The organism is Citrifermentans bemidjiense Bem, from assembly GCF_000020725.1.
Lineage (GTDB): Bacteria > Desulfobacterota > Desulfuromonadia > Geobacterales > Geobacteraceae > Geomonas > Geomonas bemidjiensis.
On sequence record NC_011146.1, the window covers coordinates 2,611,961 to 2,638,913 of the forward strand.

Consider the following 26,953-nt stretch of genomic DNA (forward strand, 5'->3'; position numbering starts at 1 on the left):
CAAATACATGAGTATGCAGTGGACCAGCGATCTAGCGACAGGAGTAGCGGAAATAGATAACCAGCACAAGGAGATTTTCGCCAGGTTCGACCGTCTGTTCAACGCCTGCAGCGAGGGTAAAGGGAAAGAAGAGGTGCTGCGGCTGCTGCTGTTTTTGCAGGATTACGTGAAGGAGCACTTTTCGGCGGAGGAGCGGCTGCAACTGCGCGAGGCCTACCCGCAGTACGCGGAGCACAAGGCGCAGCATGCGAGCTTCATAGCCGAGGTGGAGCGCCTGGCGTGCGAATTCGCGGCAGAGGGGGCGACGCTTCCTCTGGTAATCAAGACCAACAAGACCCTCTCCTCGTGGCTGGTGCAGCACATCAGCAAAACCGACATGGCGTTCGCGGGGTACCTGCGCTCTCAAGCCTGAGGCCTGAAGCCCCGGCGCCGCAAAGGCGAGGAATGAGAATAAAAAAGGGAGGCGCCTGTGGCGTCTCCCTTTTTCGCTATATCATGCCTGCGGCGGCTTGGGGCCGGCGGGCTGGTCGGGCTTGCGTTGGCCGTCCTTGCCTCCTTGCCGGAACGGCCTCCTGTTCCTGGAGCGGCTGCGCACCCGTTCTCCGGGAGCGGCCTGCTTCGCCTGGCCTTGTCCGGGCTGTCTCACCTGAGCTTGCGCTGCTGGTCTTGCCTGGGGCTGCCCTGCGACTCTCGCCTGGGTCTGCCCTCCCTGTTTTGCCTGGGTTTGTCCCTTCTGCCCACCCTTCTGCGGCTGATCCTTTGGGGCAGGTTCCGGGCGGTTCGGGGATTTCAACCGCGCTATCAGATCCTTGGCCCAGTCCAAGTCTCCGTCGCAGCATTCCTTGGCTACGTACTGCAGGTCTTCAGGGGTCGTTTTCGTGGACTTGATCCGGACCAGGTTCTCGATAAGGTCGCGGGACCAGTAGTACTCCCGGATGTACTTTTTGCCGTCGATCTCTTCGTAGCTGTAGTCCGTGCAGGGGACCACGCTTTTGAGCCACTGCGTCGATACCTTGAGACGGGCCGCGGCGGCATCCTGCTCATGGTGGTCGTGGTCCTGCTTTTTGCGCAGCACGGTGCCCGCAGCAGGCTGATCCTGCGCCGGCGCTTCATTCTGCAGCATCCGGTCGAGATACAGCGCCAGGTCCTCCAGGGCCTCGCTCGGGAGGCGCGAAAGTCCGATCTCCGACCGGTAGACCACGCCGGGGTGATCGACACTGTAGTTCACTGTCGGCTCACTCTCCCCTTCCTGCTGGCCGACGCTCACTTCGAGTCCGAACGCGGAGTCCGACAGTAACTCGACCAGGTCCTCCTCGACATCGTCAAGGATAATCCGGGCGATGCTCTCCTTGAGAGGGCCTTCGTCCACCCTGAAGTAGGCATGGCCGTGCAGTTGGGCTAGTTGAGAGGTTACGTTATGCAGTTGTGGTGTCATGAGTTACCCGTTTTTGTAGCCATTCTTTATTTTGAACTTCGGTCTGTGCCAACAGATGTGCCGGTTGATCAACGCGGCGACCACATACCCTAGCACAAGCAGCCCTCAAACGCATACATCATTTTCTGGGAGCCTTGCAGCGGCAACGACTTCTCTGTCTCATACTGCTCGACGCGCGTCTCCGAACCCGGAAGGCTCGTGATGATTCGGTGGCCGTCTGTCTCGCTGAAACCGCAAAAGCTAGCAGAAAAAAATGGGAGCCGTTTTTGGCTCCCACTCGCCTTGCGGCGAAGATTCATCCTAAAGAAAACCTGTGGCCTGCAACTGATACAGGCCGCTTAACGGCTTAGATCCACTCCTTGTCGACTACGTCATTCCATCAGCAAACATAGCATCGCATCGCTCATAGCATCAGAAAAAAAAGATCACATACAAATGATTGCATCCATTACACAACACTCGCATAGCATCACATGCAGAGAAACCACATACAAGCAAGAACATAACAAAGTCAATTCACATAACATAGCAGTCAAAGAACACGCTGATTGCAATTCAACTAACTAGCGCACAACTCCTCGTACAACTGGGACGGCAGAAACGGTTTTCTTAGCAGGCTGCTCCGACCGGTACGGAGTTCGGCCGGGGGGGTCTCGAATTTCGAGAAACCACCGCTGCAAAAGACGATCCGGGAAGAGTGGGCGAATTCACGGATCTCGCGGGCAGCCTCCACCCCGGTCTTCAGGGGCATGTCGATGTCCATGATGGTGACGTCGGGACGGTGCGCGCGGAACTTCTCCACAGCCTCGATGCCGTTAGCGGCCTCTGCAACGATGGTGTGCCCTTGCTTTTCAATCATGTGACGGAGCATCACCCTTATGTCCTCTACATCGTCTACGATCAGAACCCTTCGTTTCATATCAAACCTCATTGCATTGGAAAACCGGGCTCGGCACCTCAACCCGCGATGCTCCACTACTTGCTTAAGGCATGCCCAAACCCCTAGTTTCGTATTCCTTCTCACAAGCAGAAGAGATAAGAGCAGTTTTATTAAAGAGCCAGGATAGGTTAAGCTTCCGAACCTACCGCAATTATTCAGGTTATGCTGCGAACCTCGCCCACTATTAAATTCTCCAGCCCCGTCCGGCACATGCCGGCATAACGGCACCTACATCGCCCTCAGTCGTGCGCGCACCGGGCACGGGGACAAGTGGAGTTACTCAGTCTTTTCACCGGATTTTTGGAGAAATCAACGCGAAATGGCGGAAATCTTGGTATCGTTGCGGTTTTGCGGTGCTGAAGGGTTACTTGATTTTGAAGGGCTGACGACTAGACTTTGCAAGGTTTTCGAAAGCACCGGCTCCTGAAGATACCAGGAACCACAAGGAGGATGTCATGGTGAGGTTCTACAACCCGAAGGATGAAGCGGATCTGGCGCGCGTGGAGGCTATTCTCTGCAAAGGAGGGATCGAGTATTTCCTGCGAGATGCAAAGGCAGGCGCCGCCAAGGAAATAGAGGTGGCAGAAGAGGATGTGCCTAAAGCAGAGGAATTGATGCTGCAGGATAAAACAAGTAAGTAAGCACTACCCCAGGGGGCGGTCCGAGTGGGCGTCGGCCGTAAAGACCATTACTTTCTCCACCCGGATCTCCAGCCTCCACTGTACTTGGGGGAGACCGGTGGGCTCCAGTTCGGGCGCATAGCCATTCAGCACCGCAGTGTCCACCGTCTTTTCCACCCGCCCCAGGAACTGAAACCCGTTTCCGGTAACCGGGTCGGCGATGACGACCGCCACGCTGGCATTTTCATCCAAATTCTTCAGGCTGGTCTGGCAAAACCACGACTCGAACACCAATCTGTCCGGTTCCATAATGGAGATGCCCCGACCCGCCGCCAGGTGTGGATTCCCTTCGGCATCGGCAGTAGCCACAAAGGCATGCCCTACCCTATCTACGAAATGCCTGATCTCTTCGTTGATCATGTAGACATACCTCCTTTTGCCAATGCGGACCAGCCTCCGGTGCCACCGGACCCGAATCGGCACCCTTCGGGAAGGATGCCCGCTGTTGGCCATGAGACAGCTACTATTTCGAGCGGCAGCGGTTTGTTTCAAACAGATCTTCCTGCCTCGCATTACATTTCCCCTTTCGGAGTTGCGATGGCCCTTCGGGGCCGCCAAACTCCGATACCACCTGCAGAAAATGCCGATAGCCGACCCTGAAATCAAACCGTGAAACATGCGACGGCAAACACGAAGCTGTCTTTTTTGAGCGTGCCTCTTGATTTAACCAGGCGTCAGCACTAGCTTCTTGTAGCACTGAGTAAAAATTAGTCAAGACGGTGGGTTTTGAAGATTTGGAGCCGGTCAGGGAGACGCGATGCAGAGTGAAGGACGAGGTTCGATGGGGCGCGACGAGGGAGGCTGCGTCAAGGAGGCGGCGCCGATTCCCCCGGAATCCGCTTTCCAAGTGACTCCGGGTGAAGGATCTGACATACTTGCCGCCATGGAAAACGAGCAGGAAGAAAACTCGGAGAGTGTGGAAGAGTGGGTGGCGGTGCCGCCGACCAAGGTGGAAGCCAAGGCCGGGACGCGCCTTGCCCAGCGCCGTGCTCGGCTTTGGGCTCTGGTGCTGGAAGCGCGCTACATCGAAAACCGGGTCGAGCTTGAAGGGGGAGGATGGCAAGTACTGGTCCCAAAATCACGGCTGGAGGACGCCTGCCGCGAACTGCGCCTTTACGTCGAGGAGAACCGCAACTGGCCTCCTTTCCTGCCTCCGGTCCGCCCGATGGCTAAAAACACGCTCCCCACCCTGTGCTTACTGCTGCTGCTCGCCACCTTCCACAACCTGACCAACCTCGACCTGACCCTGATGGGGCGCCAACCGGTGGACTGGGCCGAGATTGGCAGCGCTCATGCCAGCGCCATCCTGCGTGGCGAGTGGTGGCGCGTCATCACCGCGCTAACCCTGCACGCGGACGCGCTGCACCTCATGAGCAACCTCGCCATCGGCGGGTTCTTCGTCATCTACCTCTGCCGGGACCTCGGCTCAGGGCTCGCCTGGACTCTGCTTCTGGCCTCAGGGGCCTGTGGGAACCTCGCCAACGCCTATATTCAGCTCCCAAGCCACAATTCGGTCGGCTCCTCCACAGCGGTCTTCGGGGCGGTAGGCATCCTGGGGGCGATTTCCATGATGCGCTACCGGCACCACCTGCGCAGACGCTGGCCCCTGCCGGTCGCTGCGGCGCTCGCGCTGCTGGTGCTTCTGGGCACCGAAGGGGAACGGACCGACCTGGGTTCGCACCTCTTCGGCTTCTGCTTCGGCTCCCTATTCGGTGTGGTTGCGGAACTTCTGATGGGATATCTGGGGCAGCCGAAGCGGCTGGTCAACGCGCTCCTCGCGCTGGCCAGCGCCTCAGTAGTCATCGCCGCCTGGATATCAGCACTTAGTTCTCAGGGGTAGCACCTGGTTCAGTCGTGCCCGCCGCGACCGTGGTCATCACGATGACCTTCCCCCTTGTGTTCCCCATGTCCGCGATACTCCCCTCTCCCACCCTTGCCGCCGCGATACTCGTTTCTCTCCTTCTTCCACTGGCCGTACGGTATGTGACGCTCTTTCACGTAGACGCTGCGGTAGTCGCCGGGTACGCGATACACCGGCCGTGGCACGGCGCTACGCGACACCACGCGCCAGGGGCCGTTGTACTCGCGCGAACGGTACCAGCGATCCCCGCGGGGGGACCACCAGTAGCCGCTGTAAAAGAAGAGATCGACGTCGAATTGCGGGACGAAATAAACGCCGGAGCCGGGCACCACCGCCACGGCAGGGGGCTCGGCAATCACTATGGGCGGGCCGATATTGACGCTCAGGTTGACGCCTGCCGCAGCGCTGCAGGTCATAACGGCCAGAAGCAGTACGGGAAGAAAGATTGCCTGGCGAAAGAAATGGATCTGATGATGTCTTTCCATGAGACCTCCTCGTGAAAACTAGTAGCAGTAAAAAGCACCCATGCTCATAAGAAGGTTTGCCACTGGATCAAGTCGTGCCAACCGGAAACCGAGCCATGGGTTCAGCATATATTTTAATACTCAGTGGCTTCGAATTCAACATTCTGCTACAGGCTCGTGCAGCAACCGGGTGCCTCTCAGAGAAAGGGAAGCGGCTTTCCTGTTCGATATGCCAGTGCCTGGCGCACCGCAATCAGTACTCCGTCCTTATCGCAGACCCTAATGTCACAGGTCGCAGTGCGCTTGGTGCTTATAACTCTAACTGATCCCCCAAACGAGAAGCGGCATCCTTTCCGGTCCAGGTGGCCGTATCGGATGCCGCTCTTTTTGAAATGACCTGCCGGTCCCTATCGCTTCATAAGCCCCAGCTTCGAAAGCACATTGAAAAGCCCATCCTTGGAGACCGGTTTGACCAGGTACGCAGCGGACTGCGCGTTGCAAAAGGACTCCATGGCGTCGTTGGAGGAGTTGAGTGCAGTCAGCATGACGATATTTACCCTTTTCGTCGGTTTTTGCTCCTTCTCGATATGCCGGATTGCCTTCGCTGCATCATGGCCGCTCATGCCGGGCATCATGATGTCCATGATGACGAGGTCGAAGGGGTCATCCGCCGTCAACGCCGCGTTGTACTTCTCAAGCGCCTCGACGCCGTTGCCCGCCTGATGGCAATCAGCCGTCGCACTGAGGAGGGTGGCCACGAAATCGCGGCAAAAGACTTCGTCGTCTACTATCAAACACTTCATAATCTTCCCCCACTGTTACAGGTCGAGTATTGGGCTCCCAGGAACATCTGGCCATCGGAATGTCCAGCTAGGATTCCTATCGGCTCATTGGGACGGTACTTTAGCATCTCAATGAAAAAAGCCGATGGCGTGTATGCGGGTACCTAAGGAGGGGGCGAAGGGACGTTGCATGAGTCGAGGAAGGCGACAAAGCAAAGGGGGCAGCGTTCAGGCTACCCCCCTTTGCAAAGGAACAAACGTGGACGGTTGCAGGTTCAGATGAGAAGCCGGACTGGGTTCTCCAGGATTTCCTTCAATCCGGCCAGAAATTGTGCGGCATAGGCGCCGTCAACCACACGATGGTCGGCGGAAAGGGTGACCTTCATGACCTTTGTGCTGTTCAGCACGCCTGAATTTACCCTGGCGACTTCGGAGACGGTCCCGACGGCAAGTACTCCCGACTGGGAGGGATAGATGATGGCGCTGAAACTACCGACACCAAACATGCCGAGGTTGGAAATGGAGAAGGTCCCGCCGTGCATCTCCTGTTCGCTGAGGCTGCCGGAGCGGGCACGTTCCACGAGCTTTTTTGCTTCCTGTGCGATATCCAGCAACGAGCGCTTCTGGCAAGCCGAGAGCACCGGCATGAGAACGCCATCAGACATACCTACCGCTATCGCTATGTTGATGTCGCTATGGAACTGCAGCCCTTCCGGCGTAAAGCTCGCGTTCAGCTGCGGGAACTGTGAGAGCGCCAGAGCCACCGCTTTCACGATGAGATCGTTGACGCTGACCGGCATGCCGCCTTGCTTCAACTGGCGCCGGACCGCTTCAGCCTCGTCCATCTCGACATCCACGGTGACTGTGAAGTGCGGGATGTTATGCCAGGATTCGGTCACCGTCCTGGCGACAGCGCTCCGCAGCCGCGACATCGGCCTCGGCCCCTCGCCCTGAGGCGCGGGCGCCGCTTCAGCGGCAGCCTGGGGAGCTTGACCAGCCGGCGCAGATTCCTTCTTTTGCAACTTCAGGTCGGTGAGCAGAATGCGCCCTTCAGGACCGCTTCCCTGTACCTGGGCGAGATCAACCCCCAGCTCACGGGCACAGCGTCTGACCATGGGTGCAGCCTTTTCCCGCCCGGCTCCGGTTGCAAGCTCAGCGCTCGGGGCGGCCCCCTCCTGCAAAGACTCCGGGCGGTACGGTTCTTTCGGCTCGCCGGCAGGCTGCGACTCTTCAGCGCCGGGCCAGGGAGGCGCGGCCGGGGCCTGTTTTTCCCCTTCCGGTGGAACAAGGTCGACGGCCGTGCCAGGTTTCGCCCCTTTCGCGCCAGGCGGCTCTGCGGCTGACGATACAGGCTCTCCCCCACCTGGCTCTGGTTTCGGCGCGGCCGGGGGTCCGGCGGGAGCCTCCTCTTGCGGCCTTGCCGGTTCAGGCTCCACGTGCGGCACCGGTGCCGACTGCTGCGTAGCGCCAGCTCCCTTTTCACCGGCCTTGCCGACGACGGCGATCACCGTTCCTACCGGCACCAGGTCCCCAGTCTGCACCCTTATCTCAAGCAACTCGCCCGAGACGTAGGCTTCCAGTTCCATGTTCGCCTTGTCGGTCTCGACCTCGGCAATCACCTCGCCGCGGGTCACCGTCTCCCCTACTCTCTTCTTCCAGGAGACTAGCCTCCCCTCGGTCATGGTGTCGGACAGTTTCGGCATGACGATCTCGTTCATGGCGGCTCCTCAGTATGATTCGTTTAGAAGATCCCGGACGCCCTGCACTATCCCCTCGACCTGCGGGATGCAGACCTTCTCGATTTTGCGCGAATAGGGCATCGGCACGTCGAGCCCGGAGATGCGCCTGACCGGCGCCAGCAGGGTATCGAAACAGCGCTCGTAGATGCGCGACGCGATATCCCCCCCAAGCCCCGCATTCCTCCAGCACTCTTCCACCACGACCGCCCGGCCGGTCTTCGACACGGAGCTAAGGAAGGTCTCGCTATCGAGCGGGGTGAGGGTGCGCAGGTCGATCACCTCGCAGGAGACGCCTTCCTTCTCGAGCAATTGCGCCGCCTGCAGGCACAGGATGGACATGCGACCGTAGCCGATGAGCGTCACCGCGTCGCCTGCGCGCATGATGGAGGCCTTGCCGAACGGAACCAGGTGCTCGGGGTCTTCGGGAACTTCTCCCTTGCTGTTGTAGAGAAGCTCGTGCTCAAGGAATATCACCGGGTTATCGGTACGGATCGAGCTCTTGAGGAGCCCTTTGGCGTCGGCCGGGGTCGCGGGATAAGCAACAAGCATCCCGGGGCAGTGCATGAAGTAGCTTTCCAGGCTCTGCGAGTGCTGGGCGCCCAGCTGGCTCCCCCCGCCGCCCGGCATCCTGATCACCATCGGGACCGAGGTCTGGCCGCCGAACATGTAGCGGACCTTCGCCATGTGGTTCACGATCTGGTCCATGGCAAGGAGCGCGAAGTTTACCGTCATCAGTTCGGCTACCGGCCGAACCCCAGCCATGGCGGCGCCAACGGCCACCCCGACGATGGTGTTTTCCGAAATCGGGCAATCTCGGACCCTCAGCTCGCCGAACTCGGAGAGCAGCCCGCGGGTCACCTTGAAGGCCCCCTCGTAGAGGGCTACGTCTTCACCGTAGACCACCACCTTCTTGTCACGCCGCATCTCTTCTTTAAGCGCCAGGTTAATGGCGTCGCGGTAGGTCATTTCAGGCATTTGGTGCTCCAGTCATGCTAGTTTTAGATTAATACCAAGAGTCACAAGTTCAAAATATTATCAAACTCCATCTTGATCACAACGGATTTGTGGCATCTCAAAGGATTGCTGTGCAGCGAAATAAGGGGGAAGGGATTCAACTGAGGGGATGTTGCAGAGAAAAAGCTGTTATATTAGCAAGCAATCAGCCTTAAATCTATAACATCTATTGCCAAGCTAGGCAGGCGATACATACAGCGACAACAAACGCGACAGTCGACATGATCCCTTGCACTTTAGTGCAAGCGTTGGAATGATGTTTTTTTCTCGCCTGTTCTGCAATCTCATTCAAGATAAAATCTGGGATGCAGCAACCGGGTCGGGTCAGCGGTTTATAGGACACCCTTTTCCTGTATGGCATAAAACCTCCCCAAAGAGCTTCCTACCTCAGTGGCACATAAATTCCGAAATGGCTTCATCATGATTCGCAACATTATTTAAACCATGCATTTGGATAATCAACCTGCATGCCCCTTGTGTGACATGGTAGGTTCGGTGTTAAACTGTGAGATCACTACGTGAATACTACCGGCTAGATCACGAACTGTTTGTTCATCGAAATCACTGTCACACGCAGCATGGGCTTGACTGATAAGTTCTTTATAGTCACCGGAGGGTTCCGCAGTGCGTTTATTGTTTGCACTTTTTAACAGTGATAATTTCACTCGGTAAAGCAACGTTTCCAGGTATAGCATGTTGTTTACTGGCATATTTGATTGCCGAACGATTCCGAGACATTCGTTAATGATGCTGTACCTGTAATCCATGATTATCCCCTCCGTGATATTGGCACATCTGCAAACTAAATAAGACATTTGGGGTCAGTGTAATTCGGAGATGCCTTATTTGAGCACTCCTAAGAGATTACCAGCATTACCGTTAGATTATTACAATAAGATAAATTTGTCATTACCGTTAATTTCTGAGTCTTTATGCAGTTTACTGCTCACCATGTGGTAAGGATAAATCTCCTACTGAATCAGATATTGGATTGGTATAACCATTGGGTGAGGCTTCGGAGGCGCAGCAAGCGTTTGAGGTGTGGATCATGCTGAAGCTGACGTGATCCTTCTAGATGCTTGGTTGCTGACTAGACGGCATTCCTGCATGCACATTGTTCAGGGAGTGCGCCTAAGACTGGAAGAGGCGTGCAACTGGGCTGAGCGAGAGTCAAGGGCAAAGGAGGGGGCTTTGGACGGTACACGGCCGAAAGAGGTACTCCACACAATCATAATCTAGGATATTACGATCCGCTATCTCCACAGTGTCATAAGGCAGCTGAAACAGGTTTAAGCCAGGCGACAGCGAGCATGCAGGACGTGACGGTTCAGAAGTTCTATGAGGGGTTGTGCAGTCAAAAGGATTCAGGTCTTCCGACTATGCCCTCTTGCACTGCGTGATTGACGAGCTGTGCTATGTTCGAGATATTTAGCTTTTTCATGACCTTCAGCCTGTAAGTCTCGACTGTTTTGCTAGAAATTTTGAGCTCATAGCCGATCTCTTTGCAATTTTTGCCCGCGACCAGCAACCGGTATGCCTGCTCCTCACGTGGGGTTAGGCTATACTTGCCGAGAGGCTTTCCCTCATCAGCAAGGCCAGAAATTATTATGTCACTCAGACGGGGACTTAGATATGAAGTGTCTTTAAAAACGCAGCGAACTGCAGTTACCAATTCCTGAAAAGCCCACTCTTTCAGAATGAACGATTTAACCCCTAACTTTAGAGCCTCGATGACATACTGTCGGTCACTGTGCATTGAGAGGATGATTATTCCTATCCCCGGAACTTTTTGGTGAATGACGCTGGCAGCCTCGGTCCCATTCATACCTGGCATGCTCAAGTCCAGAACCACTACATCCGGCATATTTTCAAGAGTCTTCTCGACCACCGAGACCCCATCACCGGCCTCTGCAACCACCACCATATCTTCTTCGCGTTCCAAAAGCGCACGCATTCCTTCCCTAAACATGACGTGATCATCAGCTAATATTATCCTGATGCCCATTCCTCCCCCCTTACCAGATGGGACCCGCCACCCGTATTAACATTGACTTATGTATCGTTGCAATAGGTACCACAGTCAAAGATAAAGGTCAACAATATATAAGACAATCAGAGTGTTACAACGAGACTGTTTCTGTGCTGAAACAGCCGCTCATAAAAAAACTTTTAAAATTTAACAATATAAATTATATTGCTGTCATACAAGACACGATCGCTACCGAGTCAAGGGCTGACAATGGACAGTATCGAGGACATCCAAAGCAAAAAAAAGACAGTTTCCAAAAAGCAATTCCCGTCAGATAGGAAGCTCCATAACCTTTTACGACACGTGCCGGTAGTGCTGTTTCAGTACCAAAAGCATGGCGACGGTCGTCATAGCTTTCCGTATATCAGCGACGGCTTGACGAAACTTTTTCATGTTCGTTCCTGCAAGGCGCCAACAGATGCTTCTGGTTTTTTTTCAAAGCTTCACTGCGATGATGTGGGTATTGTCATTGCGTCACTCGCCGACTCGGCAGAGAACCTATCTCTTTGGCAACAGGAGTTTCGTATCAAAATGGAGCGGCAATATTGGATAGAGGCAGCGGCCACTCCAATCTTGCTAAAGGATGGTAGTTACTTGTGGAGTGGGTATGCGAGAGAGATAAGCGAGAGAAAGGTATTGGAGCAGGATTTAAGGAAAGCTAAGGAAGACTTAATGCGGCTGATAGAGGAACGGACCCATAAGCTGACTAAAGCCAACACAAAACTGCACGCCCTAAACCAGGAGATAAGAGAAGAGATTGACCAGCGCGTCAAACTAGAGAAAAGTCTAAAAGAATCGTATGAGCTTTTGTCTTTGCTTGCCGCGAATCTAGTCTTCTCGGAAGAACGAGAGCGGAGAAGAATTGCAACAGAATTGCATGATGATGTGGTGCAGCATCTGGCGCTTTGCAAACTCAGACTCGATATGGGACTCAAGGACGGGACTCCCTCGCGTGTATTGCAGGAAGAACTTGTCGGCGAACTTGTAAGGACAATGCAACAGATCAGACGCATCTGCTACGACCTAAGCCCTCCAGTGCTGTACGATTTTGGAATTCTTAAAGCGCTGCAAAATCTCGGAGAAACAATGACCCAGGCAGCCGCTTTACAATTTTCATTTCAACACGACCAGGAAAAGCTTGAATTACCAAATCATATATGCACTGTACTGTATCAAACGGCCAAAGAGTTGCTTACTAATGTGATAAAACATGCAACTGCGAGCCAAATATTGGTAACCATAACAAAAAGTGACGAATTGGTCAGGCTATCGGTAACCGACGACGGAGTTGGCTTCTTATCTTCTTGCAAGAAGGGTTTTGGGTTGTCACATATTCAGCAAAGGGTAGCCTTCCTCAAAGGGAACCTGAGCATCTCCTCAGGACCCGACAAAAAGACTGTTGTGACAGTCGAAATCCCTGCGCCCGGCCCGAATTAATTAATTTTATTTAGCCGCTCACTATACTCTAAGACATATCGTTTAACCTTGGGGTTGTGCAAGTTGAAGTGCTCAAGGCTCCAGTCGTTCAAGAACTGCAGTAACTGAGCATCGTCACCTGCATCACCTTCAACACACGGGAGGATACGCGCCATGAATGCGTCATGGTCCCTTTTATGCCCGGACAATTCTGAAAAAGCGACTTTAGCCATCCAACGCTCTTCATATTCAAAATAGAAGCGACTCAGGGAAACAACAGTCTTTAAAAGGACAGTGCGGCTTTCAGTACAAAACCCCTGGCCGAATTGTTCAGAGACCATGTTAATCAGCTTAATAAACTGCTGATTATGTTCATCGATTATCGGAATTCCAACAGAAAAATCAGCATGCCAACTGATCAGCAGCATAGGTCACCCTTTCCGGGCCGTCAGACAAACAAGCGGGAGCCCAAAATATGAACATCCGCGCCCCATCTGCCTCTGTGAGACCCACTAGGCCTTCCATCACATCCTCACGGATGGGTTAGTATTATAACTTTGTACTTGGTTTAATTGATGAATCGATAGAAGAGATAATATTTCAGATAGCCCAGAATGTCAACAACTGTCTATGTGTACATTCAACAACAGTGAAATTTGTTTTTAAAAAAATCAGAGCATGTGTCGCAACCTCTTATCTCTGTAGAAGCGTTTATAAAATGTTTCGATCATCAACGAATCGAGATTGGAAAAAAATTTATCGAAGTCTAATGGCTTATGTATAAAAAATTTTGCACCAGTTTCGTAACATCTTTGTATCAACTCATACTCCTTACAAACAGACATCAAAACTACTGCATGGTTAGGACTTCGTTTTGATAACATGAAGGAAAGTTCAATTCCATTGATAACAGGCATTAGTACATCTAGTATGTATATGTCTATACTTACGCTATCGGTGATTTTCGAAACAGCGTAAGCGTTTTCAGCATATAATACGTTCTGTGTCGGATAATTTTTCGTCAACATAGTGCAAATCATCTTGCCGATGTCCAGGTCATCGTCAACAACCAAGATATTCATCCTGCAAATATCATCATTATTTTTGTACATTGCGACCTCCGATAAAACACATACCAAAGGGAACATCACAGATTCTAACGCTGCAATTAGCATTTTCTTATAGTTAAGGAAATTACATAAATACACCGCTCCATTCGTACTAGCCGAAGTAAGATTTGCCTTAGCCTTATATAGGTAAAATACCGTATCAATGCAGGTCTTTTTCTTATGCGTCATGCGCGTCGCCTCATGAAGCCCGGTTTCCCTGTGACAATCCCGCACCATGACATGTTTCCAAGTATGTGTATAAAAAAAGACCAGCTTGATTGGCTGGCCTTTACGAAGTAATGGATGGATATTGTATCAGGAGGGGCCCTCCGTATTCGCCAGGCCTTTTCACACGTAGATATCGCTCCAGATTTCGGAGTCCTCAGGCCAGGGGGAATCCTCGGCGAAGCGGACGGCCTCCTGGACCTGGGCCAGGGCATTCCTGTTTATCTCGTCCAGGCGCGCCTGATCGGCGATTCCCTCCTCCTGCAGGCGGCGCGAGAGGTTCGGTATCGGGTCGCGGCTTTTCCAGACCTCGGCCTCGGAGGAACTACGGTACTTGGCGGGGTCAGACATGGAGTGGCCGCGGAACCGGTAGGTGACCGCCTCTATGAAGTAGGGGCGCTGGTGCTCCCTCACCCACTCCGCCGCCCTCTTGGTCGCCTGGTACATGGCTACCACGTCCATGCCGTCCACCTTCTCGCTCGGTATGTCATAGCCACAGGTACGCCGGTGCAGTGCTGCCTGGGCGGAGGCGCGGTGCACCTCGGTCCCTATGCCGTAGAAGTTGTTCTCGCAGATGAAGAGTACTGGGAGGTCCCAAAGCCGCGCCCAGTTAAGCGACTCGTGGAAGGTCCCCTGGTTCATCGAGCCGTCGCCGAAGAAACAGGCGGTGATGCGGTCCTGTTCCTGGAGCTGGCTCCCCCAGGCAAGCCCGATGGCGATGGGGAACTGCCCACCCACGATGGCGTACCCCCCCATGAAGTTCAGCTCGGGCGCGAACAGGTGCATCGACCCCCCTTTACCCTTGCAAAGGCCGGTCGCCTTGCCGAAGAGTTCTGCCATGACCCTCTTGGGATCGGCCCCCCTTACGATGGCTTGGGCATGGTCGCGGTAGGCCGACAGCACGTAGTCGGCAGGCTGCAGCCCGGCGGTGCAGCCGACGGCGACCGCTTCCTGGCCACTATAGAGATGCAGGAAGCCGGTGATATGCCCCTTGGAGTACTGCTCGGCACAGCTCTCCTCGAACTCGCGGCAAAGCACCATCTGCTCGTAGAATTTCAGCAGATCCTCCTCGGGAAGCAGGTCGTTAAGATTGTCCGCCATTGGTCTCCTCCTTCACCTTGTTCAAAAGCCCCCCGGCCAGAAGTTCCTCCCGCTCCCGCTCCGAAACAGTGAGCTGGGTAAGGATCTCGCCTCCGTTGAATTTGACCGGTATCTCGGTCGCGCCCCCCTGGATCAATTCGCGCAGGTTCGTTAACTGCAGGCGGTCTCCCTGCTTAATCCGGTCGTAGTCTTCCTTGTTCTTGAAGGTGAGCGGCAGTATCCCGAAGTTGATCAGGTTGGAGCGATGGATCCTGGCGAAGCCTTTGGCGATCTTCACCCTGATGCCTAAGTAGCGCGGCGCCAGGGCGGCGTGCTCGCGCGACGACCCCTGCCCGTAATTCTCGCCGCCGATTACCGCCCCGTCTCCTTTTTGTGAGGCTCGGTCGGCAAACTCGGGGTCGACCTGTTCGAAGACAAACTTGCTGATGGCGGGGATGTTGCTCCTGAACGGGAGCACCTTGTTTCCTGCCGGCATGATGGAGTCGGTGGAGATGTTGTCGCCGACCTTGATGATCACCTCGACATCGAGCTGGTCCGGCAGAGCGGGGAACTCCGGGAAAGGAACGATGTTGGGGCCGGTGACGATCTCCACGGCGCTGCCGCCCTCGGGGGGCACGATAATGCCGGCGTCGTCCACCAGGTACTGCTCGGGGTTCTGCACCGCGGGCCAGAAGAGGAGGTCGGAAAGTTTGCGCGGATCGGTAACCACCCCGAATATCCCGGCCGCAGCAGCGGTCTCGGGGGAGCAGAGGTAGACCCGGTCCTCCTTGGTGCCGCTTCGCCCAGGGAAATTGCGCGGGAAGGTCCGAAGCGACACCTGGTTGGTTCCGGGGGCCTGCCCCATGCCGATGCAGCCCAGGCAGCCGGGCTGGTGCACCTGGCCTCCGGCCAGAAGGAGCATGATGAATCCCCCCTGCGCCACCACGTTCTCCAGCACCTGTCGGCTGCCGGGGTTGATATGGAAGGCGACGCCCGGCGCAACCTTGCGCCCGTCGAGGATGCGGCAGACGGTCATCAGGTCGCGGAAAGAGGAGTTGACCGAACTGCCGACGATGACCTGGTCCACCTTCAACCCCTCGATCTCCGAGACCGGCACCACGTTGTCCGGCGACGAAGGGCAGGCGATGAGCGGGACCACCTGGCTCAGGTCTATCTCGTCGTGGTCGTCGTAGGTCGCGTCCGGGTCCGGCAATAGTTCGCGCCACACCTCGCCGCGCCCCTGGGCCTTAAGAAAGGCAAGTGTGTGTTGGTCGCTCGGGAAAACGGTGCTGGTTGCGCCAAGCTCGGCCCCCATGTTGCCGATGGTGGCGCGGTCGGTGGCGGAAAGGGTGGCGACCCCTGGGCCGTAGTACTCGATGATCTTCCCCACCCCTCCCTTCACGCTGTGGCGCCTTAGCATCTCCAGGATCACGTCCTTCCCTGAGACCCAGGGTTGCAGCTGCCCGGTCAGCTTTACCCCCCAGATGCGTGGGCAAGTGAGATGAAAGGGGTGCCCCGCCATGGCGAGCGCGACATCCAGCCCCCCGGCGCCGATGGCGAGTTGACCAAGGCCAGCCGCGGTAGGCGTATGCGAGTCCGCGCCCAAAAGGGTGGTGCCAGGGACGCCGAAGCGCTCCAGGGAGACCTGGTGCGAGACCCCGTTCCCCGGCTTGGAGAGGTAGACGCCGAACTTTTGGGCCGCGCTGGTTAAAAAGGCGTGGTCGTCGGCGTTCTTGTTGTCGGTCTGCAGCAGATTGTGATCGACGTACTGCGCCGCCAGTTCCACCTTCACCCGCGGAAGACCCATCGCCATGAACTCCAGCATCGCCATGGTCCCCGTCGCGTCCTGCAACAGCGTCTGGTCGATCCTCAAGGCTATTTCCTGCCCCGGCACCAGCTTCCCTTCGACCAGGTGCTCTTTCAATATTTTCATCGCCACATTGTCGCCCATGCTGCCTCCTCGCCCCCTCACCTGCCGGTTGCTAACCCTGACGCTAGATCACTTGCGCGCCTTGTCGATAAGCTCTTTCAGCACCACTGCGTTGTTATGTTCCTCGTCTTTTGCGGCGTACAAAAGCGTCACCGGCCCCTTGGCGGCCGCTGCCGCAATTTCCTGTAGCAGTTCCCCCTGCCCTTCCAGCTCTTCACGATAGCGGCTCCTGAATTCCTGCCAGCGTTCAGGATCGTGCCCGAACCAGCGGCGCAACTCGTCGCTTGGTGCTAGCTCCTTCTCCCAGCGGTCGAAATGCGCCCGTTCCTTCGAAATTCCGCGTGGCCAGAGGCGGTCGACCAGGATGCGCAGCCCGTCTTTAGGGTCGGCTTCCTCGTATATGCGCTTTATCTTAAGCATGGCATCCCCCGTTACGATAGCTGCGCAGCGTCAAAGGGCGGCGATCACCCTCTGCATGCTCTGCTTGACCGTCTCAGCCAGTTCGGTCAACTGGCTGTTCCCCACCAACGAGAGCGCAGCGACCGGGTCCATGACCATCACCACGGTACGCCCCTCCGAAAGGGAATAGACCACGACGTTGCACGGCAGCAGGGTGCCGATGTTGATCTCGATGCCGAACGCCTGGTAGGCGAGACCGGGGTTGCAGGCTCCCAGGATCTGGTAGTTGCGAAAATCCTTGTGCAGCTTCTCCTGGAATTTCTTTTTGATGTCTATGTAAGAGATGATGCCGAAGCCCTCTTTCTGCAGCTCCTGCTGCACCTTTTCCAGCGCGTCGCTGAAAGTGAGGGTCATGGTGATGCCGAAAGCATAAGGGGTGTGCAACGGCAGCGATTCCTCTTTTTCCATGGCTTCTGCCAGCTGTTTGAGGCTCAGCACCTCCCGCTGGATCTGCTCCGGTATCGTCGCCTGGATCATTCTCTCGGCCTCATCATCCTTCGGCGTCCAGTCGACCTCGATGCTGAGGATCTGCGGGGCCACAGGGCTCTGCACCGAGGAAGGAACCACACGGTTGATGACGCGCCCGGTAAAGAGCGGGTGCTCCATTAGGAAGTAGTGCACCTCGCCGTGGGTCTTGTCAATCACCACCTTCTCCTTGATCAGCAGCCCCTCCCCGCGAACCTCCCGTAAAAGCCCGTTGCCGTAATGCTGCAGGATGCGCGACTGGACCGCGCCCGGCAGGTACGTTTGCGGCTGCTCAACCTTTTCGATGATGAGTTTCCAGATGGTGTCGAACGCTGCATGCACCTCGCAGCTATAACTGATCTTGCGCATGACCTGGCACCTCCTGCCGTTGGCGGAAAAGAAGCCAAAGTAAGCGAAAAGCGGCTTGACAAAAGCAAGCGAAAAGCAGCAGGAAAAAACATCACCAACTTTACCCTATTGTTTTTGGGAGGCAATGGAGGACACTTTTTTAATGGGAATGAGCTTCCGAATTTTCCCGATTAACACTTGAACGGCTAGACCCTCACCAGCTGCACTTGTAAAGACCGGTGATCTCCTTTAAGATAGCCTGTCTTCTAATAAGCCTGACGAAAAACAGAAATAATGAGGAGGAATCGATGAGTAAGACTGCGCTGATAACCGGGGCCTCGTCGGGGTTCGGAGCCGCCTGTGCCCGCGCCTTCGCGGACCAGGGATGGAAGCTGGTCCTGGCCGCCCGGCGCCGCGAAGCGCTGGAGCAACTCAAGGAGGAACTTGGCGGCGACTCCAGGGTCTTTTGCATCACTCTGGACGTCCGCGACCGGGAAGCTGTCTCCGCCGCTTTCGCCTCCCTCCCGGCTCAGTTTGCCGACATAGACCTGCTGCTGAACAACGCCGGGCTGGCACTAGGGCTTGGGCCTGCCCACCAGGCCTCGCTGGACGACTGGGAAACCATGGTCGACACCAACATAAAGGGGGTCATGTACTGCACCCGCGCCATCCTCCCCGGGATGGTGGCCCGCAACCGCGGGCACGTGATCAACATCGGCTCCGTCGCGGGTAGCTGGCCCTATCCCGGAGGGAACGTCTACGGCGCCAGCAAGGCGTTCGTGCAGCAGTTCTCCCGGAATCTGCGCGCGGACCTTTTGGGGACCGCCGTCAGGGTAACCAACATCGAGCCCGGCATGGCTGAGACCGAGTTCTCCAAGGTGCGGTTCAAGGGGGAGGACGAAAAGGCGCATCGCGTCTATGCCGGCACGGAGCCGCTGCAGGGCGAAGACATAGCGGAGATTGTTGCGTGGGTGGCGTCGGTGCCGCAACGGGTCAACATCAACAGCGTAGAGGTGATGTCGGTTTGTCAGGCATGGGGTCCGCTGGCAGTCCACCGCGGCGCCGCCGGATAAAGGTCGATAAAAGCCGGCCGGAAAACAAAAAAGGAGCAACCGCCCTAGGGAAGTTGCTCCTTTTGTTCATTCAGCTCGCTTAAGTTTCCGGACGGTCAGTAGTCCTCGGAATCCTCGCTCAGGTCGTCGGGGTCCAGCGCAGGGCGGGTGATGTTGTTGTCCTGCAGGAACTGGATCAACTCCATGTCCATCCTTTTGAAATGGCTGCGCAGCCACTCGCACATGGCGTTGACGGCGGCAACTATCATCAGCGTGTTCTCCCCCTGCTCGGCATGCAGCGCCTCCAACCTGAGCACCTCGCGAAAGAACATCTCGTGCTGGGCCTTGTGCGCCTCGTACCCGGGATAGCCCGATTCCAGCTGAATCTTTTCCTCGTCCTTGAAGTGCCTGCGCACGTACTTTTTCAGGAACCACATCAGCTTTCCGATCTCTTCGCTACCCTTTTTCGCCCTGGCGCCCTTCAACAAATCGTCCACACGGCGCAACAGCTCCTGGTGCTGTCCGTCGATTTCATGGTTCCCCGTAATCATTTCATCACGCCACTGCGTCAACATGCATCTCTCTCCTGTACCGCCTGTCTCCTTGTGGGAGTGTGAGAGTGTTTTATCGCCCTCTGTGGTTAATTATCGGCAAAACTCCATGCAACTTTAGCAATAACATCGCTCTGCCGTCGGTGCACTAGGATCTCGGCAAAGGAACCAATGCAATCTGCCGGCACCGACACAAGCTTTGGTGCTGAGCAGAAAAGGCCACAGACATTTCGCCTGCGGCCTTTGACAACGATCTCTCGCTTCCAACCGTTACGCCTTCTTTTCCTCGTTCAGTTGGACCACGTCCTCACCGGAGGATGCCTTCTTGAAGTTCTTGATGCTGCTTCCCAGTGCCTGCCCCAACTGCGGAAGTTTCGCCGGTCCTACCACGACCAGTGCTATGACGAGGACGATGATCATTTCCGGCATACCGAATCCAAACATTTAACTTCTCCTTTAAAGAACCGCCTTACCGGTTCGATGTTTCGTTGGTTTTATGTGAGCCCCGATGCCTTTGGCCCGGGGTCGCTTTCAAATTCAAGCCTGCAGTTTTTGCTGAGCTGCATCGGAATAGGGCTCGCCTGAGGCCGCCTTTTCCTTGTCGGCGTTTCTTAAGTCGTAGTATTCCTGCGGCGTATTGATGTTGCTGAAGGAATCGAAGCGGGGGTCGAAACCGGCCACCTCCGAGGGGCTTATTTCGCGCACGTTCACCCGTGGCAGGATGGAAACGATGCGGCGCTTGCCGTTTTTGAGCGAAGACTCCATGGCCGGCAGACACCCCTTGTTGTACAGCGCGTGCAGCGGCTCGTAGCCCTGCGGGCTCATGGGGAGCACCAAGTCGCAGCCGTAGCGGTGGCTCGCGATGTGCCTGATCAGCGCCGGATTCAGGTGCGGCATGTCGCACGCCACGGTGAAGACGGCCGGGTTCGAACTCTGGGAAAGCCCCGCGTGGATACCCGCCAGGGCACCCATCCCCTCGTACAGGTCGGGGACCTTCCGGCAGGGCAGGAACTGGTATTGCTCCGGGGCGTTGGTTACCAGGATCACCTCGGGGAAGATCTCGCAAAGCTCCCGGTAGATGCTTTCTATGAAGCGCCCTCCCTTGTGCGGCAGCAGAGCCTTGTTGCTCCCCATACGGCTGGAGGCGCCACCGGCAAGGATAACGCCGGTCACCCCCTGGATCTTGCCGTCGCCGGCGCGGAAATCGATCCCCTCGACGTGGGTGTAGAGCTTGAAGCTCATGGCCCTGACGTAGCCGACCAGCGTAATGCCGGCCTCTTCGGCCATCTTGATCGCCATGTCGGTAGGCGAGGTGCGGGAAGCGATCACGTCGATGCCGAGAAGCGAAGCCTTTGCCACCAGCTCGGTCGAAACGCGTCCCGAAGTGACCAGAATCTTTCCTTCCAGCGAAATCCCCTTCAAGAGGGCCTCTCCTGCTATACGGTCGATGGTGTTGTGGCGGCCGATATCTTCTGCGTGCAGGATGAGTTCGGTATCGCCGACCCCTGCCGAGTGCATGCCGCCATGGCTTTTGTACCCTTCCGCCTTCTGCGCCAGTTGGTTCATCAGCGTGAAGATCGAGGCGGTGGAATGGACCCGGGAGGGCCCCTTTTTCTCGACGGGCTTGGGCATGTTGAAGCTGATGCCGGTGCCGCAGCCGGAGGTGAGCACCGGCTTCAGGCGCTCGGGGAGCTCTCCCCGGATGGTGACGCTGGCGGCACCGAAATCCTGGCAGATGGCCAAGGCCTGGAAGTCCTCCACCTGTGAGACGAACCCCTGCAGGCGCAGAAAGCCCGCCACCAGGAAGCGGAGATCGTGAGGCGAGGCGATGAGGGTCGCCAGTTCACGCCCGTTCACCACCAGTTGCAGCGGGTATTCGTTGACTACCCCGCCCTCTTCCTGCTCCAGCACGCCTTTATTGAAACTGTAGATCTTGCTAGCCACCGGGTTGCTCCTCGCTGTCAGCCGACTCGCGTCCACTCTCCCTCGCCCTTTGGCAGAGGGCGGGGTGAGGGCGCTGCTGTGTGACGTTCTGTTACCCTCACCCCTGCCCCCCTCCCAGAGGGAGAGGGGCTTTCGGAGGGTGTCCTCGTACTTCTTCACTTAACTTACTTCAATTACTTCCGTTCACTTGCTTCACTTGCGGTTCGTCTCAAGCCAGCTTGCGGCTAGGCTTCGCCGGCGACCTTGCCGTGTACTGCAGGACCCTTGTCGGTCTTGTGGAAGTTGTCCGGGATCGAGTAGTCAACGGTCTCCGGATGGTGCTCGAAGATCGGGAAGTACTTCGCGATCAGAACGAAGAACAGGATGTGCGCCGCGATGATGCCGACGGTCACCAGGCTCTCGATGAAGGAGGGGTAGTAGAAGGTTCCCGGAGCCTCCATCCCGAACATCGATACGTTGAAGCGGTTCAAGATGACGCCTGCGATGACGAGCCAGGCGGCGGTAGCGCGCAGGCGGTTGTTCTCGCGCACGTTGCCGTTCATCAGCATCACCAGGGGCGCGATCACCCCGCCCAGCATCTCGACAGCGAAAAGCGCCACCAGCCCCGGACGGTTGAAGAGCGGCCCCTCGGTCAGCGCGAAGAGGGAGAAGAGCTTCAGGGTCAGGTACGCGGTGATGACCCAGGGGAGGATCTTCGCCAGAGTCTCCAAAAGCTCGCTCTCGTCGGGCTGCCCCATCCATTTGTGGCTCATGGTCGCTTCCACGATGATGATGGAGATGCCGGCGCACATGGCCGAAACCCAGAAGAGCAGCGGCAGGAGCGGGTTGTACCAGAGGCTGTGCAGCTTATCGACCGCGATCAGGAAGAAGGTCCCGAGCGAAGACTGGTGCAAGGTCGAGATGGAGGCCGCCGCGATGACGAGCGGCATCTCGATGGTCCGGAGCAGCCTCAACGGCACGTGGTAGCCGAACTTCTCGCAGACCGGCGACAGGAACTCGAGGAAGAGCACCGTGGTGTACGCGGCGATGCACATGGAAACCTCGAACATCGGGGAGTGCGGGTTCCAGTACACCATGGTGTGCCAGCAGCGCTGCGGCTGCCCCAGGTCGAGCAGAAGCCCCACGCAGACAAGGGAGTAGCCGAGGAAGCCGGTCACGATGGCCGGACGCACCAGCGGCTCAAGCTTCTTGATGTGGAAGCAGTGCACGATGGCCCCGAGGGTGAAGGCGCCCGCCGCCAGTGGTACGGCGGTGACGACGTCGAAGGAGATCCAAAGCCCCCAGGGGAAGGTGTCGTTCAGGTTGGTGGTGACCCCGAGGCCGAACACGAAGCGGACCAGGGAGGCTAGCGCGCCCAGCGATACCAGGACGATCAGGAATTTCACGAAGCGGTGGTATCCCTTGATCTCGTTGATGATTATCTTTGCAGCGGTCATCTAGCTCTCCTCCTTAGGCGTTGCGCCGGATTTTCTCTGTTCCTCTTCCTTGGCGATCCTTTCTTTCCTGTGGTTGAACCAGGAAAGGAGCGAGAGCGAACTGCCGACAGTCAGGAAGATCCCCGGCACGAGGCGCAGCGCCTGCCAGGTGTAGGACGGGAGCGGCCTCTTGGTGACCGGTTTGAACCCTAGCTCGTCGAAGGGGAGCGCGGTCAGGTAGATGACGCTGGTCCCACCCGCCTCTTCGGCTCCGTAGAGCTTCTTCAGGTACTTCTCGGGGCGGGTGGCGATGCGCTTGTTCGCCTCCTTGATCATCTCCCCGCGGTCGCCGTAGGTGATGGCGGAGACGCAGGTGGTGGCGCAGGCGGGCTTCAGCCCTTCCTTGATCCTGGAGTAGCAGCCGGTGCATTTTCTCACCAGCGGAAATGCCTTGCTCCACTCGTACTTGGGAACCCCGAACGGGCAGGCGACCATGCAGAAACGGCAGCCGATGCAGCGCTTGGCGTCGTAGACGACGGGGCCTTCCTTGGTCTTCTTGAAGGCGCCGACCGGGCAGACGGAGGCGCACGCCGGCTCGTTGCAGTGCATGCACATCTCTTTGTAGAAGGCGAACTCGTTCTGCCCGTTCTTCTCGTAGTCGCGGAACTTGATGCGGGTAAAGGTGTGCTCCGACATAAGCGGCGGGTTCTGGTAACCCTCGCCGTTGAAGAACTCCGTCTTCTCGGCGTCGAGCTGGTTCCATTGCTTGCAGGCGACCTGGCAGCCGCGGCAGCCGGTGCACTTGGTCATGTCGATCAAGAACGCCTTGCTCTTGTTGAAATCCTGGTTGGTCTCGCTCATGCGCGTTTACCCCCTTTCTCGATGTTGCAGAGGAATGCCTTGAATTCGGGGATGCTCGTATTGGCGCAGCCGACGGACGGGGTCAGGACGTTGCCCGAGTCGCCGGTAGCGAGACCTGCATAACCGAAGTGCCAGGGAAGGCCCACCTGCTCTACCATTTTCCCCTGCACGTTGAAGGGCTTGAGCCTGGTGGTGACCAGGGCCTTCGCCTCGATGGAACCGCGCTCGGTGGTGATCTTCACCTGGTCGCCGTTGTTGATCCCCTTGGAGGAGGCGAGGGTCTGGGAGATCTCGACGAACATGGTCGGGACCAGCTCCACCAGCCAGGGAAGGCTGCGGGTCATGGCGCCTGCCTGCCAGTGCTCGGTCATCCTGTAGGTGGTGCCGACGAACGGGTACTTGTTCAGGTCGCTGGACATGTTGGCCGGGACCTTGACCGCCGGGTTGCTCTGCACCTTGGACAAGAGGTTCTTGGCCGGGCTTTCGATCGGCTCGTAGTGCTCGGGGAACGGACCGTCCTTCATGTCTAGCGCGTAGAGGCGGCCGTGACCTTCAGGAACCATGATGAAGGGGTACTTCCCTTCCTTCGCGTCGTTCATCGGCGGCCAGGGGCCGTCGGGCACGTCGCCTTTCCACTTCTTCTCCAGCGCGTCCCAGGCGATGACCGCGCGCTTGGGGTTGAACGGCGCGCCGTCCGGGTTAACGGAGGCCCTGTTGTAGATGATGCGGCGGTTGACCGGCCAGCACCAGGACCACTTCGGGAACATGCCGAGCCCGGTCGGGTCGGTGGCGTCGCGGCGGGCCATCTGGTTGCCGTCTTTCGTGTAGGAGCCGCAGTAGATCCAGCAGCCGGAGACGGTGGAGCCGTCGTCCTGCAGGTACTTGAACATCGGGACCTGGTCACCCTTCTTGAACTCGAGGGTCTTGTCCTTGTCGACGATGGTCATGTCCTTGGTGAAGTAGCCGTTGATCTCCTTGGCGACCAGGTGCACTTCAGGCTCGTGGCCTTCGCCGTAGTTCCAGGAGAGCTTGGTGATCGGCTCGGGGAAGGTTCCCCCTTTCTGGTACGCCTTCTTCACGTGCTTCGCGAACTGATCGATGATCCAGAGGTCGCTCTTCGCATCCCCTACCGGTTCCGCAGCCTTGTAGCGCCACTGGGCCCAGCGGCCGGAGTTGGAGATGGAGCCTTCCTTCTCGACGGAGGAGGCTGCCGGCAGCATGAAGACCTCGGTCTTGATGTCCTTCGGGTTCACGCCGGGGCGCTTCCAGAAGATGGAGGTCTCGGTCTCCCAGAGGTCGACGGTGACGAGCCAGTCGAGTTTTCCCAGCGCCTCGCGGGTCTTCAGGGAATCCGGGCCGCCTACCGCCGGGTTCTGCCCCATGCAGACGAGGCCCTGCAGTTCGCCCTTGCCCATCTTCTCCATCAGCTTCATGAAGGAGTAGTTGCCGCTTCTCTTGGGGAGGTAGTCGTAGCAGAAGCCGTTCTCCGCGGTGGCGTTGTCGCCGTACCAGGCTTTGAGGAGGCTCACCGTGTACTTCGGGGTGTTCCCCCACCAGTTGGCGCTCTTTGCGTCTTTGGTCTTCGGGGTCCACTTCTCCAGGTAGGCCTTCAGGTCGACGTTGTCGAACTCAGGGGACTTCAGGTAGCCCGGGAGCAGGTGGAAGAGCAGGCCGTAATCGGAGGAGCCCTGTACGTTGCTCTCGCCGCGCAGCGCATTCACGCCGCCGCCGGCGATGCCGATGTTGCCCAAAAGCATCTGCAGCATGGCGGTCGCGCGGACGTTCTGGGTGCCGTGGGTGGACTGTGTGATACCCATCGCGTAGAGGATGGTGCCGGCCTTGTCGGCGCGCCCGGTGGAGCAGAATGCCTTGGCGACGGCGACGTAGTCTTCCTTCTTGGTGCCGGTGATGGAGCAGACCATGTCGACGGTGTAGCGGGAGTAGTGCTTCTTCAGCTGCTGGTAGACGCAGCGCGGGTCCTTCAGCGACTTGTCGCGCTTGGGGTTGCCGGAGCCGTCGACCGCGTAGGCCCAGGCCTTCGGGTCATAGGTCTTCTCCTGGTCGTCGAAGGCGCAGAAGATACCCTCGTTGAAGTCGTACTTCTCGTTTACGATGAAGGAGGCGTTGGTGTACTCGCGGACGTACTCCTCGTGGATCATGTTGTTCTGCAGCGCGAAGTTGATCATCCCGCCCAAAAAGGCGATGTCGGTGCCGGGACGGATCTGCGCGTAGTGATCGGCCTTGGAGCCGGTCCTGGTGAAGCGCGGGTCGACGGCGAGAAGCTTGCCGCCGTTATCCATAGCCGCCTCGATCCATTTCATCGAGATCGGGTGGTTTTCTGCAGGGTTGCAACCGATGGCCAGGATGGCATCGGCGTTCTTCAGGTCAATCCAGTGGTTGGTCATTGCCCCACGTCCAAACGAAGCCGCCAGACCGGCGACTGTAGCGGAGTGTCATATTCGGGCTTGGTGTTCGAGGTTCGCGACCCCCATAGAGCGGGCAAACTTGCTCCAGAGGTAGCACTCCTCGTTGTCGAGACCGGCGCCGCCCAGGAAAGCCATCCCTTCGGTGCGGTTCACGACGTATTCCTTGTTGTCCTTCTTGTTGATCTCTTTGGCCTTGAAGGTCTTGTCGCGGGTCTCCTTCATCTTCTGGCTGATCCGCTCCAGCGCCCAATCCCAGCTCTTCTCTTCGAACTTGTCGCTGCCGGGAGCACGGTACATGACCTTCTGCAGGCGGCGCTCGTTGTTGGCGACCTGGAACAGCGCGCTACCTTTCGAGCAAAGCGCACCCTGGTTGATCGGATGCTGGGTGTCCCCCTCGATGTTGACGATCTTGCCGTTCTTGGTATGCACCACAAGCCCACAACCTACCGCGCAGAAAGGACAGATGGTGGTCGAGCTTTTCAGCCCCTTGGTGCGCATCTGCGGGGCATCGGCTCCGCCCGCTTCCGCTTTTTTGCCGGAAAGGACCAGTGCCGTAGCCAGCGCCCCTCCCTGCAGAAACTCCCTCCGTGAAACAGCCATGTTGAATCTCTCCTTTTTCCATGATAAACGTCGTGCCACCGTTAGTAAGCAGGCGTATACGGCAATTGCCATGCCAGCGCGTTTACGCAAATATCAAAAAATAGTTTGTACCGTAAGGGTTTGAAATG

At 57.1% G+C, this 26,953-nt stretch carries 26 protein-coding genes; 5 read left to right on the forward strand and 21 right to left on the reverse strand.

Annotated features, from left to right (window positions below; translation table 11 throughout):
- The first annotated feature begins 7 nt into the window (after positions 1–7).
- Positions 8–412, forward strand: a complete 405-nt coding sequence (locus GBEM_RS11225; protein ID WP_012530675.1) for a bacteriohemerythrin — start codon at positions 8–10, stop codon at positions 410–412.
- Between the two features lie 81 nt (positions 413–493).
- Here the strand turns inward: GBEM_RS11225 and GBEM_RS11230 are convergent, their stop codons facing one another.
- Both GBEM_RS11230 and GBEM_RS11235 read right to left on the reverse strand, forming a co-directional pair.
- Positions 494–1,435 (reverse strand): hypothetical protein, encoded by a 942-nt coding sequence (locus GBEM_RS11230; protein WP_012530676.1) that lies wholly within the window; start codon positions 1,433–1,435, stop codon positions 494–496.
- 559 nt (positions 1,436–1,994) lie between these two features.
- Positions 1,995–2,354, reverse strand: a complete 360-nt coding sequence (locus GBEM_RS11235) for a response regulator transcription factor (protein ID WP_012530678.1) — start codon at positions 2,352–2,354, stop codon at positions 1,995–1,997.
- Between the two features lie 476 nt (positions 2,355–2,830).
- Between GBEM_RS11235 and GBEM_RS11240 the strand changes: the two genes are divergently transcribed.
- Complete coding sequence (locus GBEM_RS11240; RefSeq protein ID WP_012530679.1) at positions 2,831–3,016, forward strand: putative signal transducing protein; 186 nt, start codon at positions 2,831–2,833, stop codon at positions 3,014–3,016.
- A 3-nt stretch (positions 3,017–3,019) separates the two neighbouring features.
- On the opposite strand, the gene GBEM_RS11245 is transcribed toward GBEM_RS11240, so the two are convergent.
- Positions 3,020–3,415 (reverse strand): pyridoxamine 5'-phosphate oxidase family protein, encoded by a 396-nt coding sequence (locus GBEM_RS11245; RefSeq protein WP_012530680.1) that lies wholly within the window; start codon positions 3,413–3,415, stop codon positions 3,020–3,022.
- Between the two features lie 421 nt (positions 3,416–3,836).
- Here GBEM_RS11245 and GBEM_RS11250 point away from each other — a divergent pair, with 421 nt between their 5' ends.
- Positions 3,837–4,895: a rhomboid family intramembrane serine protease gene (locus tag GBEM_RS11250; protein ID WP_012530681.1), complete on the forward strand. Its 1,059-nt coding sequence runs from the start codon at positions 3,837–3,839 to the stop codon at positions 4,893–4,895.
- A gap of 8 nt (positions 4,896–4,903) precedes the next feature.
- Here GBEM_RS11250 and GBEM_RS11255 read toward each other — a convergent pair whose 3' ends face one another.
- The 6 genes from GBEM_RS11255 to GBEM_RS11275 all read right to left on the reverse strand — a co-directional run bounded on the left by GBEM_RS11255 (position 4,904) and on the right by GBEM_RS11275 (position 10,920).
- A complete protein-coding gene (locus GBEM_RS11255) occupies positions 4,904–5,401 on the reverse strand; it encodes a hypothetical protein (protein WP_012530682.1) in 498 nt (165 codons plus the stop codon).
- A gap of 386 nt (positions 5,402–5,787) precedes the next feature.
- Complete coding sequence (locus GBEM_RS11260) at positions 5,788–6,183, reverse strand: response regulator (protein WP_012530683.1); 396 nt, start codon at positions 6,181–6,183, stop codon at positions 5,788–5,790.
- Between the two features lie 254 nt (positions 6,184–6,437).
- Positions 6,438–7,880: a dihydrolipoamide acetyltransferase family protein gene (locus tag GBEM_RS11265; RefSeq protein WP_012530684.1), complete on the reverse strand. Its 1,443-nt coding sequence runs from the start codon at positions 7,878–7,880 to the stop codon at positions 6,438–6,440.
- 9 nt (positions 7,881–7,889) lie between these two features.
- Positions 7,890–8,876: an alpha-ketoacid dehydrogenase subunit beta gene (locus tag GBEM_RS11270; RefSeq protein WP_012530685.1), complete on the reverse strand. Its 987-nt coding sequence runs from the start codon at positions 8,874–8,876 to the stop codon at positions 7,890–7,892.
- Positions 8,877–9,373: 497 nt separating this feature from the next.
- Positions 9,374–9,682 (reverse strand): hypothetical protein, encoded by a 309-nt coding sequence (locus GBEM_RS20750; protein WP_012530687.1) that lies wholly within the window; start codon positions 9,680–9,682, stop codon positions 9,374–9,376.
- A 587-nt stretch (positions 9,683–10,269) separates the two neighbouring features.
- On the reverse strand, positions 10,270–10,920 hold the full coding sequence (locus tag GBEM_RS11275) for a response regulator transcription factor (protein WP_012530688.1): 651 nt from the start codon (positions 10,918–10,920) through the stop codon (positions 10,270–10,272).
- A 234-nt stretch (positions 10,921–11,154) separates the two neighbouring features.
- On the opposite strand from GBEM_RS11275, the gene GBEM_RS11280 reads away from it, so the two are divergent.
- Positions 11,155–12,381, forward strand: coding sequence for a sensor histidine kinase (locus tag GBEM_RS11280; protein ID WP_012530689.1), 1,227 nt, complete (start codon positions 11,155–11,157; stop codon positions 12,379–12,381).
- On the opposite strand, the gene GBEM_RS11285 is transcribed toward GBEM_RS11280, so the two are convergent.
- The 6 genes from GBEM_RS11285 to GBEM_RS11310 all read right to left on the reverse strand — a co-directional run bounded on the left by GBEM_RS11285 (position 12,378) and on the right by GBEM_RS11310 (position 17,997).
- Entirely contained in the window at positions 12,378–12,788 is a 411-nt protein-coding gene (locus GBEM_RS11285) for a bacteriohemerythrin (RefSeq protein ID WP_012530690.1), read from the reverse strand. The genes GBEM_RS11280 and GBEM_RS11285 overlap by 4 nt on opposite strands.
- Before the next feature lie 243 nt (positions 12,789–13,031).
- On the reverse strand, positions 13,032–13,472 hold the full coding sequence (locus GBEM_RS11290) for a response regulator (RefSeq protein WP_012530691.1): 441 nt from the start codon (positions 13,470–13,472) through the stop codon (positions 13,032–13,034).
- 345 nt (positions 13,473–13,817) lie between these two features.
- Positions 13,818–14,795: a pyruvate dehydrogenase (acetyl-transferring) E1 component subunit alpha gene (gene pdhA / locus GBEM_RS11295; RefSeq protein WP_012530692.1), complete on the reverse strand. Its 978-nt coding sequence runs from the start codon at positions 14,793–14,795 to the stop codon at positions 13,818–13,820.
- Positions 14,779–16,725 carry an aconitate hydratase gene (locus tag GBEM_RS11300; protein WP_012530693.1) on the reverse strand — a complete coding sequence of 649 codons (1,947 nt, stop codon included), beginning with the start codon at positions 16,723–16,725 and terminating at the stop codon, positions 14,779–14,781. The genes pdhA and GBEM_RS11300 overlap by 17 nt, the downstream gene beginning before the upstream one ends.
- A 48-nt stretch (positions 16,726–16,773) precedes the next feature.
- Positions 16,774–17,124 (reverse strand): DUF488 domain-containing protein, encoded by a 351-nt coding sequence (locus GBEM_RS11305; RefSeq protein WP_012530694.1) that lies wholly within the window; start codon positions 17,122–17,124, stop codon positions 16,774–16,776.
- A 30-nt stretch (positions 17,125–17,154) separates the two neighbouring features.
- Positions 17,155–17,997: a DUF302 domain-containing protein gene (locus GBEM_RS11310; protein ID WP_012530695.1), complete on the reverse strand. Its 843-nt coding sequence runs from the start codon at positions 17,995–17,997 to the stop codon at positions 17,155–17,157.
- A 287-nt stretch (positions 17,998–18,284) separates the two neighbouring features.
- Here GBEM_RS11310 and GBEM_RS11315 point away from each other — a divergent pair, with 287 nt between their 5' ends.
- Positions 18,285–19,049, forward strand: coding sequence for an SDR family NAD(P)-dependent oxidoreductase (locus GBEM_RS11315; RefSeq protein ID WP_012530696.1), 765 nt, complete (start codon positions 18,285–18,287; stop codon positions 19,047–19,049).
- A 95-nt stretch (positions 19,050–19,144) separates the two neighbouring features.
- On the opposite strand, the gene GBEM_RS11320 is transcribed toward GBEM_RS11315, so the two are convergent.
- The 6 genes from GBEM_RS11320 to fdnG form a co-directional block, all read right to left on the reverse strand.
- The gene (locus GBEM_RS11320; RefSeq protein ID WP_012530697.1) at positions 19,145–19,603 is read right to left on the reverse strand and encodes a bacteriohemerythrin; all 459 of its coding nucleotides are present in this window, start codon (positions 19,601–19,603) and stop codon (positions 19,145–19,147) included.
- Between the two features lie 246 nt (positions 19,604–19,849).
- Positions 19,850–20,023, reverse strand: a complete 174-nt coding sequence (locus GBEM_RS11325; RefSeq protein ID WP_012530698.1) for a twin-arginine translocase TatA/TatE family subunit — start codon at positions 20,021–20,023, stop codon at positions 19,850–19,852.
- Between the two features lie 93 nt (positions 20,024–20,116).
- Positions 20,117–21,523 (reverse strand): formate dehydrogenase accessory sulfurtransferase FdhD, encoded by a 1,407-nt coding sequence (fdhD, locus tag GBEM_RS11330; protein ID WP_012530699.1) that lies wholly within the window; start codon positions 21,521–21,523, stop codon positions 20,117–20,119.
- A gap of 224 nt (positions 21,524–21,747) precedes the next feature.
- Entirely contained in the window at positions 21,748–22,959 is a 1,212-nt protein-coding gene (nrfD, locus tag GBEM_RS11335) for an NrfD/PsrC family molybdoenzyme membrane anchor subunit (RefSeq protein ID WP_012530700.1), read from the reverse strand.
- Positions 22,960–23,799 (reverse strand): 4Fe-4S dicluster domain-containing protein, encoded by an 840-nt coding sequence (locus GBEM_RS11340; protein ID WP_012530701.1) that lies wholly within the window; start codon positions 23,797–23,799, stop codon positions 22,960–22,962.
- A complete protein-coding gene (gene fdnG / locus GBEM_RS11345; protein ID WP_012530702.1) occupies positions 23,796–26,825 on the reverse strand; it encodes a formate dehydrogenase-N subunit alpha in 3,030 nt (1,009 codons plus the stop codon). The genes GBEM_RS11340 and fdnG overlap by 4 nt, the downstream gene beginning before the upstream one ends.
- Positions 26,826–26,953 lie beyond the last annotated feature (128 nt).

Excerpts from the sequence above, each read along its gene's own strand:
- GBEM_RS11225 (WP_012530675.1), top strand. The coding sequence starts at position 8 with ATGAGTATGCAGTGGACCAGCGATCTAGCGACAGGAGTAGCGGAAATA.
- GBEM_RS11230 (WP_012530676.1), bottom strand. The coding sequence starts at position 1,435 with ATGACACCACAACTGCATAACGTAACCTCTCAACTAGCCCAACTGCAC.
- GBEM_RS11235 (WP_012530678.1), bottom strand. The coding sequence starts at position 2,354 with ATGAAACGAAGGGTTCTGATCGTAGACGATGTAGAGGACATAAGGGTG.
- GBEM_RS11240 (WP_012530679.1), top strand. The coding sequence starts at position 2,831 with ATGGTGAGGTTCTACAACCCGAAGGATGAAGCGGATCTGGCGCGCGTG.
- GBEM_RS11245 (WP_012530680.1), bottom strand. The coding sequence starts at position 3,415 with ATGATCAACGAAGAGATCAGGCATTTCGTAGATAGGGTAGGGCATGCC.
- GBEM_RS11250 (WP_012530681.1), top strand. The coding sequence starts at position 3,837 with ATGGGGCGCGACGAGGGAGGCTGCGTCAAGGAGGCGGCGCCGATTCCC.
- GBEM_RS11255 (WP_012530682.1), bottom strand. The coding sequence starts at position 5,401 with ATGGAAAGACATCATCAGATCCATTTCTTTCGCCAGGCAATCTTTCTT.
- GBEM_RS11260 (WP_012530683.1), bottom strand. The coding sequence starts at position 6,183 with ATGAAGTGTTTGATAGTAGACGACGAAGTCTTTTGCCGCGATTTCGTG.
- GBEM_RS11265 (WP_012530684.1), bottom strand. The coding sequence starts at position 7,880 with ATGAACGAGATCGTCATGCCGAAACTGTCCGACACCATGACCGAGGGG.
- GBEM_RS11270 (WP_012530685.1), bottom strand. The coding sequence starts at position 8,876 with ATGCCTGAAATGACCTACCGCGACGCCATTAACCTGGCGCTTAAAGAA.
- GBEM_RS20750 (WP_012530687.1), bottom strand. The coding sequence starts at position 9,682 with ATGGATTACAGGTACAGCATCATTAACGAATGTCTCGGAATCGTTCGG.
- GBEM_RS11275 (WP_012530688.1), bottom strand. The coding sequence starts at position 10,920 with ATGGGCATCAGGATAATATTAGCTGATGATCACGTCATGTTTAGGGAA.
- GBEM_RS11280 (WP_012530689.1), top strand. The coding sequence starts at position 11,155 with ATGGACAGTATCGAGGACATCCAAAGCAAAAAAAAGACAGTTTCCAAA.
- GBEM_RS11285 (WP_012530690.1), bottom strand. The coding sequence starts at position 12,788 with ATGCTGCTGATCAGTTGGCATGCTGATTTTTCTGTTGGAATTCCGATA.
- GBEM_RS11290 (WP_012530691.1), bottom strand. The coding sequence starts at position 13,472 with ATGTACAAAAATAATGATGATATTTGCAGGATGAATATCTTGGTTGTT.
- pdhA (WP_012530692.1), bottom strand. The coding sequence starts at position 14,795 with ATGGCGGACAATCTTAACGACCTGCTTCCCGAGGAGGATCTGCTGAAA.
- GBEM_RS11300 (WP_012530693.1), bottom strand. The coding sequence starts at position 16,725 with ATGGGCGACAATGTGGCGATGAAAATATTGAAAGAGCACCTGGTCGAA.
- GBEM_RS11305 (WP_012530694.1), bottom strand. The coding sequence starts at position 17,124 with ATGCTTAAGATAAAGCGCATATACGAGGAAGCCGACCCTAAAGACGGG.
- GBEM_RS11310 (WP_012530695.1), bottom strand. The coding sequence starts at position 17,997 with ATGCGCAAGATCAGTTATAGCTGCGAGGTGCATGCAGCGTTCGACACC.
- GBEM_RS11315 (WP_012530696.1), top strand. The coding sequence starts at position 18,285 with ATGAGTAAGACTGCGCTGATAACCGGGGCCTCGTCGGGGTTCGGAGCC.
- GBEM_RS11320 (WP_012530697.1), bottom strand. The coding sequence starts at position 19,603 with ATGTTGACGCAGTGGCGTGATGAAATGATTACGGGGAACCATGAAATC.
- GBEM_RS11325 (WP_012530698.1), bottom strand. The coding sequence starts at position 20,023 with ATGTTTGGATTCGGTATGCCGGAAATGATCATCGTCCTCGTCATAGCA.
- nrfD (WP_012530700.1), bottom strand. The coding sequence starts at position 22,959 with ATGACCGCTGCAAAGATAATCATCAACGAGATCAAGGGATACCACCGC.
- GBEM_RS11340 (WP_012530701.1), bottom strand. The coding sequence starts at position 23,799 with ATGAGCGAGACCAACCAGGATTTCAACAAGAGCAAGGCGTTCTTGATC.